Genomic DNA, 15,462 nt, shown 5'->3' on the forward strand with positions numbered 1-15,462 from the left:
TGAGGAAGCAATGAGCGACACGATCGCCACGCTGCCGGTGGTCGTCGAGAACGACGGCCGGGAGCTGACCGAGCTGATCGCCGCCCGCCGCGCGGAGCTGCGCGCGAGCCTCGTGGAGCACGGCGGGCTGCTGTTCCGCGGGTTCGACGTCGGCGGCGTCGAGGGCTTCGACCGGGTGGTGCGGGCGCTGGCCGGCGAGCCACTCGTCTACACCGAGCGCTCGTCTCCCCGGCACGCCATCGCCGGCCGGGTCTACACCTCGACCGACTACCCGCCGGACGAGGAGATCTTCCTGCACAACGAGAACTCGTACCAGGCCCGTTGGCCACTGACGCTGTTCTTCTACTGCATCACCCCGCCGCTGACGCAGGGCGCGACCCCGCTCGCCGACGTGCGCCGGGTGTACGCCGAGATCGACCCGGCGGTCCGCGAGGAGTTCGTCCGCCGCCGCTGGATGCTGGTGCGCAACTTCCACGGCGACTTCGGCACCCCGTGGCAGCACGTGTTCAACACCGACGACCGCGCCGAGGTCGAGGCGTACGCGGCGGCGAACCGGATCGAGCTGGAGTGGCTCGGCAAGGACGGGCTGCGTACCCGCGCGGTCCGCGACGTGGTGCACCACCGGCCCGGCTCGGACACCCCCCGCTGGTTCAACCACGCCACGTTCTTCCACCTGAGCACCCTCCCGAAGGACTACCAGGAGGGGCTGCTGGCCATGTTCGGCCCCGAGGGGCTGCCGTCGAACACCTACTACGGCGACGGCGGCGAGATCCCCGCCGACGTCATGGACCACCTGCGGGCCGCGTACCGGGCGGCCAGCGTCCGCTTCGACTACCAGCGCGACGACGTGCTGGTGGTGGACAACATGACCGCCGCGCACGGGCGGGAGCCGTTCACCGGCCCCCGCAAGATCGCCGTCGCGATGGCCGAACCGCACACCCCCGAGAGCGCTGGAGAGAAGTGATGGCCGAAACCCGATTCCTGGTCGTTCGCAACGACGAGGAGCAGTACTCGATCTGGTCGGCCGACCGCGACCTCCCGGCGGGCTGGCACGAGGCCGGCTTCGCCGGCACCCGTGAGGAGTGCCTCGCGCACATCGACACCGTCTGGACGGACATGCGCCCGCGTTCCGTGCGGGAGGCTGGCGCATGAGTACCCCGAAGGAGTGGACCTTCCCGGCCTCCTACGCCCAGGAGCGGGTGTGGATGGCCAACCAGCTCGACACCGACTCGCCGGTCTACAACGTCTCCAACCCGTGGCGCTTCCCGATCGGGACCAGCCCGGAACAGGCCAACGACGTGTTCGGCCAGGTCGTCGCCCGACACGAGTCCCTCCGCACCCACCTGCGGATGGACGACGGCACCCTCACCCAGGTGGTCCGCGCGGCCGAGCCGGTCGCGCTGCCGGTCGACGACCTGCGCGGCCTCGCCGGGCCGGAGCGCGACGAGAAGGTGGCGGCGCTGCTGGGCGGGCTGGCCCGCACGCCGATCCCGCTGGACGCGCCGCCGCCGTGGCGGGCCCGGCTGGTCCGGCTCGCCGACGACGAGGTCGCGCTGCTGTTCGTGGCGCACCACGCGGTCTTCGACAGCCACTCGGCGGTGGTGTTCACCAACGAGCTGGCCGCGTTCAGCCGGGCCGCGCTGACCGGCGCGCCCGCCGACGTGCCCGAGCTGCCCATCCAGTACGCCGACTTCGCGGTCTGGCAGCGCGACCAACTCACCGGCGCGGAACTGGACCGGCAGCTCGCCTTCTGGCGGGGCCACCTGGCCGGCGCGCCGCCGGTGACCGCCCTGCCGCTGGACCGGCCGCGCCCCGCGCAGCTCGGCTTCGCCGGCGACGAGGTGCGCTTCGACCTGCCCGACGGCCTGCTCGACCGGGTCGGCCAGCTCGCCACCGGCTCCGCCGCCACCCCGTACATGGTGCTGCTCGCCGCGTTCACCGCGTTGCTGTCCCGGATCTCCGGCGACGACGACGTGGTGGTGGGCGTCTCCACCGCCGGCCGGGACACGGCCGAGCTGGCCCCGCTGATCGGCATGTTCGTCAACCCGGTGGCGCTGCGCTGCGAGCTGACCGGCGACCCCACGTTCGCGGAGCTGCTCGGCCGGGTGCGTGGCGGACTGGTCGACGCGATGGAGCACGGTTCGACCCCGTTCCAGAAGATCGTCGAGTCGATCGCCCCGCAGCGGGACCCGTCGGTGCAGCCGATCTTCCAGACCGCGCTGAACTTCATCCCGGACTCCGGGCTCGACCCGGTGGAGCTCGGCACCACCAAGGACGACCTGGCGTTCGACATCACCACCGGGACCAGCCGGCTGGTCTACCGCACGGAGCTGTTCGACCGGGCCACCGCCGAGGCGGTGGTCGCCCGGTACGTCCGGCTGCTCGCCGCGGCCGTCGCCGACCCGGCCCAGCGGATCTCCGCCCTGCCGCTGCTCGACGACGCCGAGCGGAACCAGGTGGTGTCAGGCTGGAACGAGACCGCGCACGAGGTGCCGGCGTCCACCCTGGTCGCCGAGTTCGAGCGGCAGGCGGCGGCCACCCCGGCCGCCATCGCCCTGGTCCGCGACGGCGTCTCGCTGACGTACGCCGAGCTGAACGCCGCCGCGAACCGCCTGGCGCGCGTCCTGGTGGCGCGGGGTGCCGGACCGGAGGCCCGGGTCGCGCTGGCCCTGCCCCGCTCCGCGGAGCTGGTGGTGGCGATCCTCGCGGTGCTCAAGTCCGGCGCCGCGTACGTGCCGGTGGACACCGGCTACCCGGCCGGGCGGATCGCCTACCTGCTGGCGGACTCCGAGCCGGCGCTCGTGCTCGCCACGCCCGAGACCGCCGGGCTGGTGCCCGCCGGTGCGCTGGTGCTCGACGGCCCGCTCGACGGCGACGACGCCGACCTGACCGACACCGACCGGGTCGCCCCGCTGCGTCCCGGGCACCCCGCGTACGTCCTCTACACCTCCGGCTCCACCGGCCGCCCGAAGGGCGTGGTGGTGGAGCACCGGGCGGTCACCGCCTACCTGGCGTGGGCCCGGGACACCTACCCGGGGCTGGCCGGCACGGCGCTGCTGCACTCGCCGGTGTCGTTCGACCTGACCGTCACCGGCCTGCTCGGCCCGCTCACCGCCGGCGGCACCGTCCGGCTCGCCGCCATCGACGAGGCCGCGGCCCGCGTCGGCGACCGGCCGGCGTTCCTCAAGGTCACGCCCAGCCACCTGCCGCTGCTCGACGCCGAGCTGTCGCCGACGACCGACCTGGTCATCGGCGGCGAGGCGCTGACCGCGGAGCAGCTCGCCGACTGGCGGGCCGCCCACCCGGGCGTCGCCGTGATCAACGAGTACGGCCCGACCGAGGCGACGGTCGGTTGCGTGGCCGCCCGCGTCGCGCCGGGGGAGGAGCTGCCCGCCGGGGCGGTGTCGATCGGCCGGCCCACCTGGAACACCCGGGTGTACCTGCTCGACGCCGCGCTGAACCCGGTCCCGCCGGGCGTGGCCGGTGAGCTGTACGTCGCCGGTGACCAGCTGGCCCGGGGCTACCTGCGCCGGCCCGGCCTCACCGCCGAGCGTTTCCTGCCCTGCCCGTACGGGCCGCCGGGGCAGCGGATGTACCGCACCGGCGACCTGGCCCGCTGGCGGGCCGACGGCACGCTGGACTACCTCGGCCGCCGCGACAACCAGGTCAAGATCCGTGGCATGCGGATCGAGCTGGGCGAGATCGAGTCGGCCCTGCTGGCCCGGCCGGACGTCCGCGAGGCGGCCGTGGTGGTACGCACCGACTCCGGCGAGCCGACCCTGGTCGGTTACGTCGTCGGCGCGGCCGACGAGGCGGCGCTCGCGGCCGACCTGGCCCGGGAGTTGCCGGCGCACCTGGTGCCGGCGGCGTTCGTCCGCCTCGACGCACTGCCGCTGACGCCGAACGGCAAGCTGGACGCCGCGGCGCTCCCCGCCCCGGCCGCCGCCCCGGCCGCCGACGCGTTCGTCGCCCCGCGCACCGACGCCGAGGCGCTCGTCGCCGAGGTGTACGCCGACATCCTCCAGGTGGACAAGGTCGGCGCGCTGGACGACTTCTTCGCCCTGGGCGGCAACTCGCTGCGCGGCATGCGGGCGATGGCCCGGATCCGGGCCGAGGTGGACGTGGACCTGCCGATGCGGGCGCTGTTCAGCACCCCGGTGGTGGCCGACCTGGCCGCCCAGATCGAGCAGCGGATCGCCGCCGAACTCGACGAGCTCTCCGAAGCCGAGGTCGCCGCGCTGCTCGCGGCGGAGAAGGACACTCCCTGATGACCGACGTGAAGGACCCGGCGCGGGACGCGGCCCGCCAGGCGCTCATCGCGCAGCGCCTGCGCAAGCGGCAGGCCGCCACGCCCACCGCCCGGATCACCCCGCGTCCGCCGGACGCAGAGGTGCCGCTGTCGTACGCCCAGGAGCGGGTCTGGTTCATGGACCAGCTCGCTCCGGGCGAGGCGGCGTACCACATCGCGGTGCCGCTGCGGGTGCGCGGGCCGATCGACGTCGCGGCGCTGCGTCGGGCGCTGGCCGACCTGAGCCGGCGGCACGAGTCGCTGCGCACCCGGTTCCCGGCCGACGCCGACGGCCGACCCACCGTGGTGGTCGCGGACTCCGTCGAGGTGCCGCTGACCATCGTGGACGCCCCCGACGAGGCCGCCGCGCAGGCGCTGGTGGACGCCGCCGCCGCCGAGCCGTTCGACCTGGCCGAGGGCCCGCTGCTGCGCGCCCTGCTGATCCGGCTGGCCGACGAGGACCACGTGCTGTTCCTCGGCAAGCACCACATCATCGGCGACGGCTGGTCGGTCGACGTGCTGCTGCGGGACCTGATCACCCTCTACCGCGGCGGGGAGCTGCCGGCCCTGCCGATCCAGTACGGCGACTTCGCCCACTGGGAGGCCCAGGAGCTGGACGGGCCGCAGGCCCGCGGACACCTCGACTACTGGAACCAGCGGCTGGCCGGCATCACCCCGCTGGAACTCCCGCTGGACCTGCCCCGCCCGGCCACCCAGACCTACGCCGGCGACTTCGTCGAGTTCCGGCTGGACCGGGCCGCCGCCGACGGGCTGAACGCGCTCACCCGCTCCTACGGCGGCACCCTGTTCATGACGCTGCTCGCGGCGTACCAGGTGCTGCTGGCCCGGCACGCCGGCCAGGACGACTTCGCCGTCGGGGCGTCCGTGGCCGGCCGCTCCGCGCCGGAGCTGGAGAACGTCGTCGGCATGTTCATCAACATGCTGCCGCTGCGGGCCGAGCTGGCCGGCGACCCGACCTTCGCCGAGCTGCTGGAGCGCACCCGGCGCAGCGTGCTGGACGGGCTGGAGCACGGCGAGGTGCCGTTCGCCAGGGTGGTGCACGAGCTGGGCCTGCCCCGCGACGTGAGCCGCTCCCCGGTTTTCCAGGCGATGTTCGTGCTGCAGAACTACGAGATCGGCCGGTTCAACGAGGTCTCCGACGCCACCGACGTCACCTTCGACTGGACGCCGATGGAGCTGCGGGCCACCCGGTTCGACTTCGAGTTCCACGCGGTGGAGATCCTCGACGGGCTCTACGGCAAGCTGGTCTTCAACACCGACCTGTTCACCCGCGACACGGTGGAGCGGGTGGCGCAGCGGTTCAGCACCCTGCTGCGCGCGGTGGTGGCCGCCCCCGACACCCCGATCTCCGCGCTGGGCCTGCTCCCCGCCGATGAGCGGGACCTGCTGGCGGGGTGGAACGACACCGCCGCCGACTTCCCGGCCGCGCAGACGCTGCACGGGCCGATCGAGGAGCGGGCCGCCCGCACCCCCGACGCGGTGGCCGTCACCTTCGAGGGCCGCAGCGTCACGTACGCCGAGCTGAACGCCGCCGCCAACCGGGTCGCGCACCGGCTGCGCGCCGCCGGCGTGGGCCCGGAGACCCTGGTCGGGGTCTGCGCGGAGCGCTCGGTGGAGCTGGTCGCCGGGCTGCTCGGCGTGCTCAAGGCCGGCGGGGCCTACCTTCCGCTGGATCCGGAGTACCCGGCCGACCGGCTGTCCTTCATGGTCACCGACGCGGCCGCGCCGGTGGTGCTGGTCCAGGAGCACCTGCGTGACGTGCTGCCGGACACGGGCGCCACGGTCCTCGCCCTCGACGACGAGCGGGTGTGGGCCGACCAGCCGGCGGACGACCCCGCGCCGGTCGTCGGCCCCGGGCACCTGGCGTACGTCATCTACACCTCGGGCTCCACGGGCCGCCCGAAGGGGGTGCCGAACACCCACCGGGGCATCGTCAACCGGCTCGACTGGATGCAGAAGACCTACGGGCTCGGCGCCGACGACGCGGTGCTGCAGAAGACCCCGGCCAGCTTCGACGTGTCGGTGTGGGAGTTCTTCTGGCCGCTGCGCGAGGGCGCCCGGCTGGTGCTCGCCAAGCCCGGCGGGCACAAGGACGCCGGCTACCTGCGCGACCTGCTGGTCGCCGAGCGGGTGACCACCGCCCACTTCGTCCCGTCGATGCTGACCGTCTTCCTCGCCGAGGACGGCGTCGAGGCGGCGACGGCGCTGCGCCGGGTGATCTGCTCGGGCGAGGAACTGCCGCTGGCCTCGGCGGTCGACTTCACCGCCCGGCTGCCGTGGTGCGGGCTGCACAACCTGTACGGCCCGACCGAGGCGGCCATCGACGTCAGCGCCTGGCACTGCGACCCGGCCCTGCTGACCGGGCTGACCAGCGTGCCGATCGGCGGGCCGATCGCGAACCTGCGGCTGCACGTGCTCGACGAGCGCGGCGAGGAGTGCCCGGTCGGGGTGGCCGGCGAACTGCACATCGGCGGGGTCGGGCTGGCCCGCGGCTACCACCGCCGGCCGGCGCTGACCGCCGAGCGGTTCGTGCCGGACCCGTTCTCCGCCGAGCCCGGGGCGCGGCTGTACCGCACCGGCGACCTCGCCCGGTGGCGCACCGCCCCGGGCGGCACCGGCGGCGTCATCGAGTTCCTCGGCCGCATCGACCACCAGGTCAAGCTGCGCGGCCTGCGGATCGAACTGGGCGAGATCGAGAGCGCGCTGCGCGAGCAGCCGGGCGTGGCCGAGGCGGCGGTGATCGTCCGCGAGGACAGCCCCGGCGACAAGCGGCTGACCGCGTACGTGGTCGGCGGGGCGGAGCACGCCACGCTGAAGTCGGCGCTGAAGGAGACGCTGCCCGAGTACATGGTGCCGAGCGCGTTCGTCACCCTCGACGCGCTGCCGCTGTCGCCGAACGGCAAGCTCGACCGCCGGGCGCTGCCCGCGCCGGTGGTCACCCGCGAGGCGTCCGTGGCGTTGGTGGAGCCGCGCGACGACACCGAGCGGCTGCTGGCCGGGATCTGGTCGGAGGTGCTCGGCGTCGACACGCTCGGCATCGACGACGACTTCTTCGACCTCGGCGGGCACTCGATGCTCGCCACCCAGGTCGTGGCGAAGATCCGCAAGGCGGAGCACGGCGGCCGGCCGGTCGGCGTGATGGACCTGTTCCAGCAGCGGACCATCCGCGAGCTGGCCGCCTTCATGTCCGGCAGCGCCGAGGCCGACGGGCCGCGCCGGCTGCTCTACGAGCTGACCAAGCCGATCCCGGCGGCCAAGCGCGTGCTGTCGTACGTCTGCGTCCCCTACGGCGGCGGCAGCGCGATCGTCTACCAGCCGCTCGCCGACGCGCTGCCGGCCGGGCACGCGCTGTGGTCCCTCGCCATCCCCGGCCACGACGTCGGCCTCAGCGAGGACGGCCTGCCGTTCGACGAGCTGACCAGCCGGGTCGCCGAGGAGATCCTGGAACGCGTCGAGGGGCCGATCGCCCTGTACGGCCACTGCGGCGTCGGCAGCGCCATCGTCGCCGAGGTGGCCCGCAAGGTCGAGGCGGCCGGGCGGAACCTGGAGGCGCTCTACATCGGGGCGATGTTCCCGTTCGCCCGCCCGAAGGGCGCGTTCGCCACCCTGCGCAACCGGATGGAGCAGCTGCGCAGCAACCGGCACTACGCGAGCTGGCTCAAGTCGATGGGCGTCGACACCGACGAACTGGACCCGGAGCAGGCGGACCGGATCATCAGCAACATGCGGGCCGACTCCCGGGCCTCGGAGGAGTACTTCACCGGCCTGCTGGACCGGCAGGCGGCCAAGCTGCGCGTGCCGATCGTCTCGGTGGTCGGCTCGGAGGACCCGGTCACCGACTACCACACCGAGCGGTACGCCGAGTGGCAGTTCCTCAGCGACACCCTCGGCCTGGTGGTGCTCGACCAGGCCGGGCACTTCTTCCTGAAGTACCGCGCCGAGGAACTGGCTGAGATCGTCACCCGGGTCCACCCGGCGATCGTGGCCGGCGACGTCTCGGCTCTCACCCCGGCCGCCCGGGGCGAGGACGCCGGCTGGTGGGTCGCCGACCACCAGCGCATCGGCGTCGACGACCGGCCGGAGAAGACGGTGGTCAAGCCGTCCATGGCCAGGTTCGTGGCGGTCACCGCAGGGCAGCTGGTCTCCACCACCGGGTCGGCGCTGACCGCGTTCGCCCTGCCGATCTGGCTGTTCACGCAGACCGGCTCGGTGGCCAACCTCGGGCTGCTCTGGGCGCTCGCCCTGATCTGCGGCGTGCTGATGCTGCCGATCGCCGGGGCGATCACCGACCGGGTCAGCCGTCGGAAGATCATGATGATCGCCAGCAGCAGCGCCGGCTCGATCCAGCTGGTGCTGGCCGCGCTGCTCTGGACCGACAACCTTCAGCTGTGGAACATCTACCTGCTGGTGGCGTTGAGCCAGGTCGCCGGGTCGTTCCAGCGCATCGCGTTCCAGTCGGCGGTGCCGCAGCTCGTGCCGAAGCGCTACCTCGGCCACGCGATGGGCATCACCCAGCTCACCAACGGCTTCGCCATGCTGCTGATGCCGGTCTTCGCGGCCGGCCTGCTGGCCGCCATCGAGCTCAAGGGCATCCTGCTCATCGACGTGGCGAGCTACGTGGTGGCGGTGCTGACCCTGGCCGTGGTCCGCTTCCCCGACCTGCTCGGGTGGCGGCCCAAGGAGCGGCTGCTGGTGGCCATCGCCAACGGCATGCGCTACTCCTGGCAGCACCGGGGCTTCCGGTTGATGCTCGGCTACTTCGCGCTGGGCAACATCTTCCTGGCGCCCGCCCTGGTGCTCACCACGCCGCTCGTGCTCTCCTTCGGCACCGCGACGCAGGTGGCCCAGGTGGCCCTCGCCGAGGCGCTCGGCGCAGTCGCCGGCGGCGTGCTCATGTCGCTCTGGGGCGGCCCTCGGCACCGACGGATGATCGGCGTGCTGATCGGCAACCTCGGCACGGCGGTCGGCTGCATGCTGATCGGCCTGGACGCCTCGGTGGCGATGATCTGCGTCGGCGCGTTCTGGCTGGCGATGGCGATGACCACGGCGCAGTCGATCTACGCCACCATCGTCCAGGTGAAGGTGCCGCAGCGCTTCCACGGCCGGGTGTTCAGCCTCAACCAGACCATCTCCTGGTCGACCCTGCCGATCGGGTTCGCGCTGCTCGCCCCCGGCGCGACCGCCCTGTTCGAGCCGATGCTCGCCCCGGGCGGGTCGCTCGCCGGGTCGGTGGGCGCGGTGATCGGCACCGGTCCGGGCCGCGGCATCGGCTTCGCGTACGTCTGCTTCGGCGCGGCGCTGGTGCTGATCACCCTCGGCGGCTTCGCGATCCGGCTGCTGCGCCGGTTCGACATCGAGGTGCCGGACTCGCTGCCCGACGACCTGATCGGCGCGCAGGAGCGGGAGAAGCGGCTCGCCGCCCGTGCCGCCGAGCGCGCCGAGGAGAAGGTGCCGGTAGGGGTGTGAGTCGTTCCCCGGGGGCCCGGTTGACGGGCCCCCGGGGGCTCACTCGCCGTCGTACCGGTCGGCGAGGTCGGCCTCGGGCACGTCCTCAGGGTCGGCGACCCAGGCCGAGAAGACCGGCACCCCGTCCCACGGGCCGGCCGCGCCGCCACCGGCCCGACCGTCGGTGGCGACCGCCACCACGGCGTACGGGTGGCCGAAGCGCAGCTCGGCGATCCGGACGACCCCCTGCGGCGGCAGGCACTCGAGCGTGGCGAAGCCGGTGACCGCGGCCGCCTCGAAGCCGTACCGGCCGTAGCGGGCCATCGCGGCCTGCGCCACCTCGAACCCCAGCCCCGCGGCGCCCAGCAGCTCGCCGAACACCCGCGCGACGGCGGGAAAGCCCAGCTCAGGTGCCGTCAGAACGTGCCGGCTCTCCGCCGACCAGCAGGGCAGCACCGCCGTCGCCCGCTCCTCCCGGCCGCCCGGCGCGAACGTCTCGCCCGGCTCCTCCCGCAGCGTCCACAGCGGAGCGTCGCCCAGCGGAAGGTCGTACAGGGAACGCCGGGACGCCGGCAGGTGGTCCTCCGGCGTGGCGGCGGCGACCGCCGCGACCTCGTGGGCGGCGGCCAGGACGTCCCCGGCGGGCACGTCGGACGCGGCGGCGACCGAGACCACCAGCAGCCCGGCCACACGGTCGGCGGTCCGCGCCGGCCGGGCGGCGGCGGCGTGCACGGCGACGGTGCCGGCCCGCGCGGTGTCCGCGATCCAGCACCGGTGGCCGTACTCCGGGGTGCGCAGCGCCCGGCCCAGCCGGCCGGCCCAGGCGCTGCCCGGGCCGAGGGCGTCGGCGGGCGCGACCTCGAACGGGTCCATCCAGGAGACCCGGGTGGCGAGGGCGCTGGCCAGGATCAGCAGCACCTCCGGCGTGACCGTCAACGGGAACGCGTCGATGAGGTCGAGCGTGTTCTCGCGGGCCCACGCGTCGAGCCCGGCCTGCTCCGGCAGCGGCCCGGTGGCGGTCGGCCCGGGCAGGGTCGCCCGCCACCCGTCGAGCCCGGCGGTCCCGGACCCCGGCCGGTGCCAGAACGCGGTCGCCGACGGCACCAGCGGGTGCGGTGCCTCCAGCAGGGCGCGGGCCGCCTCGGCGGCCGTCTTCGCGTCCGTGCCGAGCGCCTCCTCCAGCGCCGTGCGGGTCGCGTCCGTGGTCGCCGGCGCGGCGAGCGCCAGCAGCAACCACGCGCCCAGCGGGGAGGCGACGTGGTGCCCGTCGCCGATCACGGCGTGCAGGCGGTCGGCGTAGCGGGCCAGGGAAGTGCGGATGTCGATCGTCACCGCTCCACTGTGCCCGCTGGTCGGGCGCTCGTCACCACCGTCGGCCGACCGGTCTCCGGTGCGGTCACGACCGGAACTCGAACGGTTCGTCGATCTCCTCGCCGGCGAGGAAGGGGGTCAGCAGCCGGGGAAGCTGGCCCGGGTAGAACCGTTCGCCGCTGCCCACCACCTCGGCGATTGGCCACCACCGGAACCCGAAGTAGTCCTCCACCTCGTAGTCGAGCCGGTGCGCCTCGTCCACGTCCGGCCCGGGGCCGTTCAGCCGTACCGGGGCGATCACCTCGTCCTGGAGGTGCCGCCACTGCCGGTGCACGAAGCTGGCCCGGCGCCGCCAGGTGGGCGGACCGATCTGCGCGGGGTCGGCCACGATGCCGGTCTCCTCGCGCAACTCGCGCACCGCCGTGTCCAGGTACGTCTCGCCGGGGTCCATCCCGCCGCCGGGCAGCTCCCACCAGGTGCCCAGGCGGGGATGGTCCGGGTCGCGGGTGTGGAACAGCAGCACCCGGCCGTCGCCGTCGAGCACCACCAGCCGCACCGCGCTGCGTTCGACGACCGGCAGGTCGTCGGGCAGTTCGACCATCCGCGTTCCTCCCTGGTGTACGCGCGGCCGGTCCGGCCTCACGCTCGACCGCGAACGGCACCGCGGGCCCGGTGCCGGCGGTGCACCCGCGGCCGGGGTCAGTCGTCGATGCGGCGGCCGCCGGTCTGGGGCACCTGCCCACCACCGCCGCTACGGGCTGAGGCAGCGATGTCTGCCTCCTCCCACAGTTGCAGTAGCAGGCGGTTGACCTGCTCCGGGCGCTGCTGATGCGGTGCATGGTCCGCCCCCGACACCCGATGGAGACGGGCGCCGATCCGGCTCGCCACGATGCCGGCGGTGACGATCAGCGCCTCGCCGACGCTGGACCGGTAGTCCGGCTGCGCGGTTTCCCAGGTTCCGGCGAGCACCAACTTGGGGCAGTCGTGCGACCGGAGCGCGTCGACTGGCAGGTCAGCCTCCCAACACGGCCGTTCCCGCAGGGCGGTCCCCGCAGCCCGCACCGCGAACTCCCAGGGCTCGGGCACGGGCTGATCGGCGCCGTACGCGGCGAGGAGATATTCCTCCGCCGACATCGATCGCGCGGCCGCCACGTACCGCCGGTTGTTCCTCAGCGCGGCGGCCACGACTGGATGGTCGGCCGCAACCGCCAGCGCCGATGGCTCGATCAACGCCAGCGACCGCAGCAACTCCGGGCGGCGAACCGCGGCGAGGAGCGCGACCACGCCGCCGTACGAGTGACCCACGAGGTGAGTGGGCCGATCCATCAGCCCGACGATGTCGTCGGCGTCGACGTCGTAGTCGCTCTGCTCGGTGTCCGGACTGGCGCCGAAGCCGCGCCGGTCGACCACCAAGATCCGTCGGTGACCGGCGAGCGGCTGCTGCGCCGCGAAGGCGGCGAGTCCCCATGTCATCGTGCCGTGGATCAGGATGACCTGGTCGTCGCGTGCGTGGGGCGCGTCCCACGTGGTGACATGCAAGGGGAGCATGGTCCTGACGGTAGTCGATGGCAAGGTCTGTCCGGCAAGCTGAAGCCAATCCACGAGCGCTTCTCCGGTGCCCGCTGTGGGGACGGTCAGGCGGCGGGCAGGGCGCCGAGGCGGTGCAACAGTTGCCGGCCGAGCGGCAGCCGCTTGTCGGCATCGGCGTCGGTGCGGATGTCCACGTTCAGCGCGAAGCAGTACAGCCGGTCGCCGCGCTCGACCCAGCCGACCCACCACCCGGTGCCCGGCTCGGTGGCGTCCGTCTGGCCGGTCTTGGCGTACAGGGTGTGCGTGGCGGTGCGTTCCAGGCGCAGGATGTCCCGGACGGTCGCCTGGTGCCCCCGGTCGGCCGGCAGTTCGCCCTGGGCCAACCGGGCCAGCCACCGCGCCTGCTCGTCGGCCGAGATCGTCAGCGGCCCGCGTAGCCAGAACTGGTCCACCGCGGCGCCGACCTCGCCGTTGCCGTAGCCGAGTCGGCGCAGCCACTCCCGCTCCCGCTCCGGCCCGATCCGCCGGGCCAGTTCCTGGAAAACCGGCACGTTGGACACCCGGACCGCGTCACGCAGCCCCATGTCCCGCTCCCAGGCCGCGACGCGCTGGGGCCGGCCGCCGTACGGGACCTTCTCGTGCTCGTCGCGCACCACGCCGGTCTCGAGCGCGATCAAGCTGTGCGGGACCTTGAACGTCGAGGCCGGGATGAACCGGCGCTCGGCCCGGGCGCGGTCCACCATGACGACGCGCGCCGCCGTCACGTCGTACAGGACGAAGGTGCCCTGGAGGCCGGCCTGCCGGAACAGGCTCGCCAGGTCGTCGCGGGTCTCGACCGCCGGCGCGGCCGGCGAGGGCGCCGCGGCGGTGGCGGCGGTGGCCGACGGGCCGTCGGTCGGCGGGGGCTGCGGGCGCTCGCTCCCGGCGCAACCGGCTGCGCCGGCCAGCAGGGCCAGGGCGAGAGCCGTCGCGCCCGTGACGCTCCGCCTGCGGCGAGCCGGCCACGGGCCGCGTGGGCGGTATGGCTCACACCGGCGGGCGTCGGGCAGGCCCCGCACCTCGAAGCTCACCTGCCACCGCCTCCTTGCTCCGGCACCGACACCTCAGTCAAGCACGTGCCGTCGGCGCTCCAGCAACGAAACACCGGTAGGCCACGTCCCACGGCACGAGGTCATGCGGCGGTTCCCGTACGCAGCACGTACAGAACCGTGTCGATGACCAGCCGACGGGGACACCGCAGCGGCCGAAGCGACACAGACGTGATCTTCACCGACCGCGTCAGCGAAGATCACGTCCAGGTGTCACAACACTCGCTCAGGGGCGGACCGGGTCGAACTGGAGGTAGTCGAGGTTCCAGTTCTGGTAGGCGTCGGCCGGTAGGCTCACCCGCACGGTGTGGTGGCCGGCCGCGAGTTCCTGGACGACGCCACTGGCCTGGAGCACCTGCTTGTTGTGGCTCGTGGTGTTCAGGACCGCCACCCGTTCGCTCTCCGGGCCTCCGTCGAACGACATCGTGTACGCGCCGGCCGGAGAGTACGGCGAGGACACCCGTGCCGAAACGGCGTACCTGCCGCTGCGAGGCACCTCGATGGCGTACGTCAGCCACTCGCCGCCGCGCAGCCACGAGAGCCGCACGTTGCCGTCGGCGTCACTGATGTCCACGCCCTCGCCGGGGCGCATCGCCAGCCCGCCGCGGTTACCGGCGTCGAGGTCGTGGTAGCCCACGCCCTCGCCCGGAAGGAAGTCCTCGGCCTGGACCCGGACGCTACCCTTCGGCAGCGGGTCGCCGTCGCCGGTCTGCAGCCACCGCTCGAGCTTCTCGACGTCGTCGGTCTGGATGACGGTGGCGCCGAAGCTGGTGACCAGCCCCTCCCAGCCGCGACGAGGATCGATGAGCGAGGCCTCATCGGTGAAGTGGTCCGCCAGGCCGTTCCACATCGAGTTGACCCAGACCCTGCTGCTCGCCGCCAGCCGGTCGAGGAACGGTTGGCGTGCCACGACGTCGTACTGACTGTCGAAGTTGACCTCGTAGCCGACCGGCTGGTCGCCGCCGAACGCCTCGACGTCGGCGAGATTGGCGTCGCCGATCATGTGCAGGTAGAGCGCGCCTTCGTGGCCGGCCAGGAACCGCTGGACCTCAGCCACCGGCGCAGCGCTCTTGTAGAGCCCGTTGCGGACCGTCCCGGTCTCGACGAGCACCTTCCAGATCTCCTCGCGGAACGGCCAGCCCTTGTCGAGATTGACGAGACCACGCGTCTTCGCAACCTCCATGGCCTCGGCGAGAGTCGGAACCCGCTCGTCGGTGACCGCCGCCTGAGCGCCGCCGAGGCCCTGCTTCAGGCGGAGCGCCTTGACCTGGGCGAGAGTGAGGTCGGCGACGGCGCCGGTTCCGTTCGTCGTGCGGTCGACGGTGGTGTCGTGCATGAGCACGGGGACGCCGTCCCTGGTCAGCCGCACGTCGATCTCGGCGATCTCAGCGCCGTCCTCGTAGGCAGCAGCGATCGCGGGCAGGGAGTTCTCCGGGGCGTCACGCCACTGGCCGCGGTGCGCGGCGGTGAGGATCTTGGCCTTCGGACCGTGGTCGAGGATGTCATGGTAGGCGCGCTCGGCCGGCGTGCCGCCACCCCGACCCGGCCCGCCATAGAGGAGCGCCGGGGGAGGAGTGCCTACGCCGCTGGCGGCGACGGCGAGGGCGGCAGGTGCCTGCCGGCCGGTCGTGAGCGCTGCTCCGGCGACAGCGCCGGCAGCGACAAGGGAGAGCGCGGTTGCGACGCGTACGGCGTGGTTGAGGGGCGATCGGTTCATGGTCGCCGAACCTAGGGCCGGACCAGCCGCGCTACGCGTACCGGGCGTTGACTTTGCTTGAC

9 protein-coding genes are annotated in these 15,462 nt (G+C 73.5%); 4 read left to right on the forward strand and 5 right to left on the reverse strand.

Annotated features, from left to right (window positions below):
- Positions 1-10: 10 nt before the first annotated feature.
- Genes ACGF5G_RS27530 through ACGF5G_RS27545 form a run of 4 tightly spaced genes read left to right on the forward strand, consistent with a single transcriptional unit; the run spans position 11 to position 9,775 of the window.
- On the forward strand, positions 11-964 hold the full coding sequence (locus tag ACGF5G_RS27530; RefSeq protein WP_393267892.1) for a TauD/TfdA family dioxygenase: 954 nt from the start codon (positions 11-13) through the stop codon (positions 962-964).
- A complete protein-coding gene (locus ACGF5G_RS27535) occupies positions 964-1,152 on the forward strand; it encodes an MbtH family protein (protein WP_393267893.1) in 189 nt (62 codons plus the stop codon). The genes ACGF5G_RS27530 and ACGF5G_RS27535 overlap by 1 nt, the downstream gene beginning before the upstream one ends.
- Complete coding sequence (locus ACGF5G_RS27540) at positions 1,149-4,268, forward strand: amino acid adenylation domain-containing protein (protein ID WP_393267894.1); 3,120 nt, start codon at positions 1,149-1,151, stop codon at positions 4,266-4,268. Before ACGF5G_RS27535 ends, ACGF5G_RS27540 begins: the two co-directional genes overlap by 4 nt.
- On the forward strand, positions 4,268-9,775 hold the full coding sequence (locus ACGF5G_RS27545; RefSeq protein ID WP_393267895.1) for an amino acid adenylation domain-containing protein: 5,508 nt from the start codon (positions 4,268-4,270) through the stop codon (positions 9,773-9,775). Before ACGF5G_RS27540 ends, ACGF5G_RS27545 begins: the two co-directional genes overlap by 1 nt.
- A gap of 39 nt (positions 9,776-9,814) precedes the next feature.
- Here the strand turns inward: ACGF5G_RS27545 and ACGF5G_RS27550 are convergent, their stop codons facing one another.
- From ACGF5G_RS27550 to ACGF5G_RS27570, 5 genes are all read right to left on the reverse strand, one after another.
- Positions 9,815-11,086, reverse strand: a complete 1,272-nt coding sequence (locus ACGF5G_RS27550; RefSeq protein WP_393267898.1) for a hypothetical protein — start codon at positions 11,084-11,086, stop codon at positions 9,815-9,817.
- A 64-nt stretch (positions 11,087-11,150) separates the two neighbouring features.
- Positions 11,151-11,666: an NUDIX hydrolase gene (locus ACGF5G_RS27555; RefSeq protein WP_393267899.1), complete on the reverse strand. Its 516-nt coding sequence runs from the start codon at positions 11,664-11,666 to the stop codon at positions 11,151-11,153.
- 98 nt (positions 11,667-11,764) lie between these two features.
- The gene (locus tag ACGF5G_RS27560) at positions 11,765-12,667 is read right to left on the reverse strand and encodes an alpha/beta fold hydrolase (RefSeq protein ID WP_393267902.1); all 903 of its coding nucleotides are present in this window, start codon (positions 12,665-12,667) and stop codon (positions 11,765-11,767) included.
- 32 nt (positions 12,668-12,699) lie between these two features.
- Positions 12,700-13,665, reverse strand: a complete 966-nt coding sequence (gene blaOXA / locus ACGF5G_RS27565) for a class D beta-lactamase (protein WP_393267903.1) — start codon at positions 13,663-13,665, stop codon at positions 12,700-12,702.
- Positions 13,666-13,909: 244 nt separating this feature from the next.
- The gene (locus ACGF5G_RS27570; protein WP_393267906.1) at positions 13,910-15,400 is read right to left on the reverse strand and encodes a glycerophosphodiester phosphodiesterase family protein; all 1,491 of its coding nucleotides are present in this window, start codon (positions 15,398-15,400) and stop codon (positions 13,910-13,912) included.
- Between the last annotated feature and the right edge of the window lie 62 nt (positions 15,401-15,462).

The sequence above is a fragment of the Micromonospora sp. NPDC047730 genome, assembly GCF_043204765.1.
Lineage (GTDB): Bacteria > Actinomycetota > Actinomycetes > Mycobacteriales > Micromonosporaceae > Micromonospora.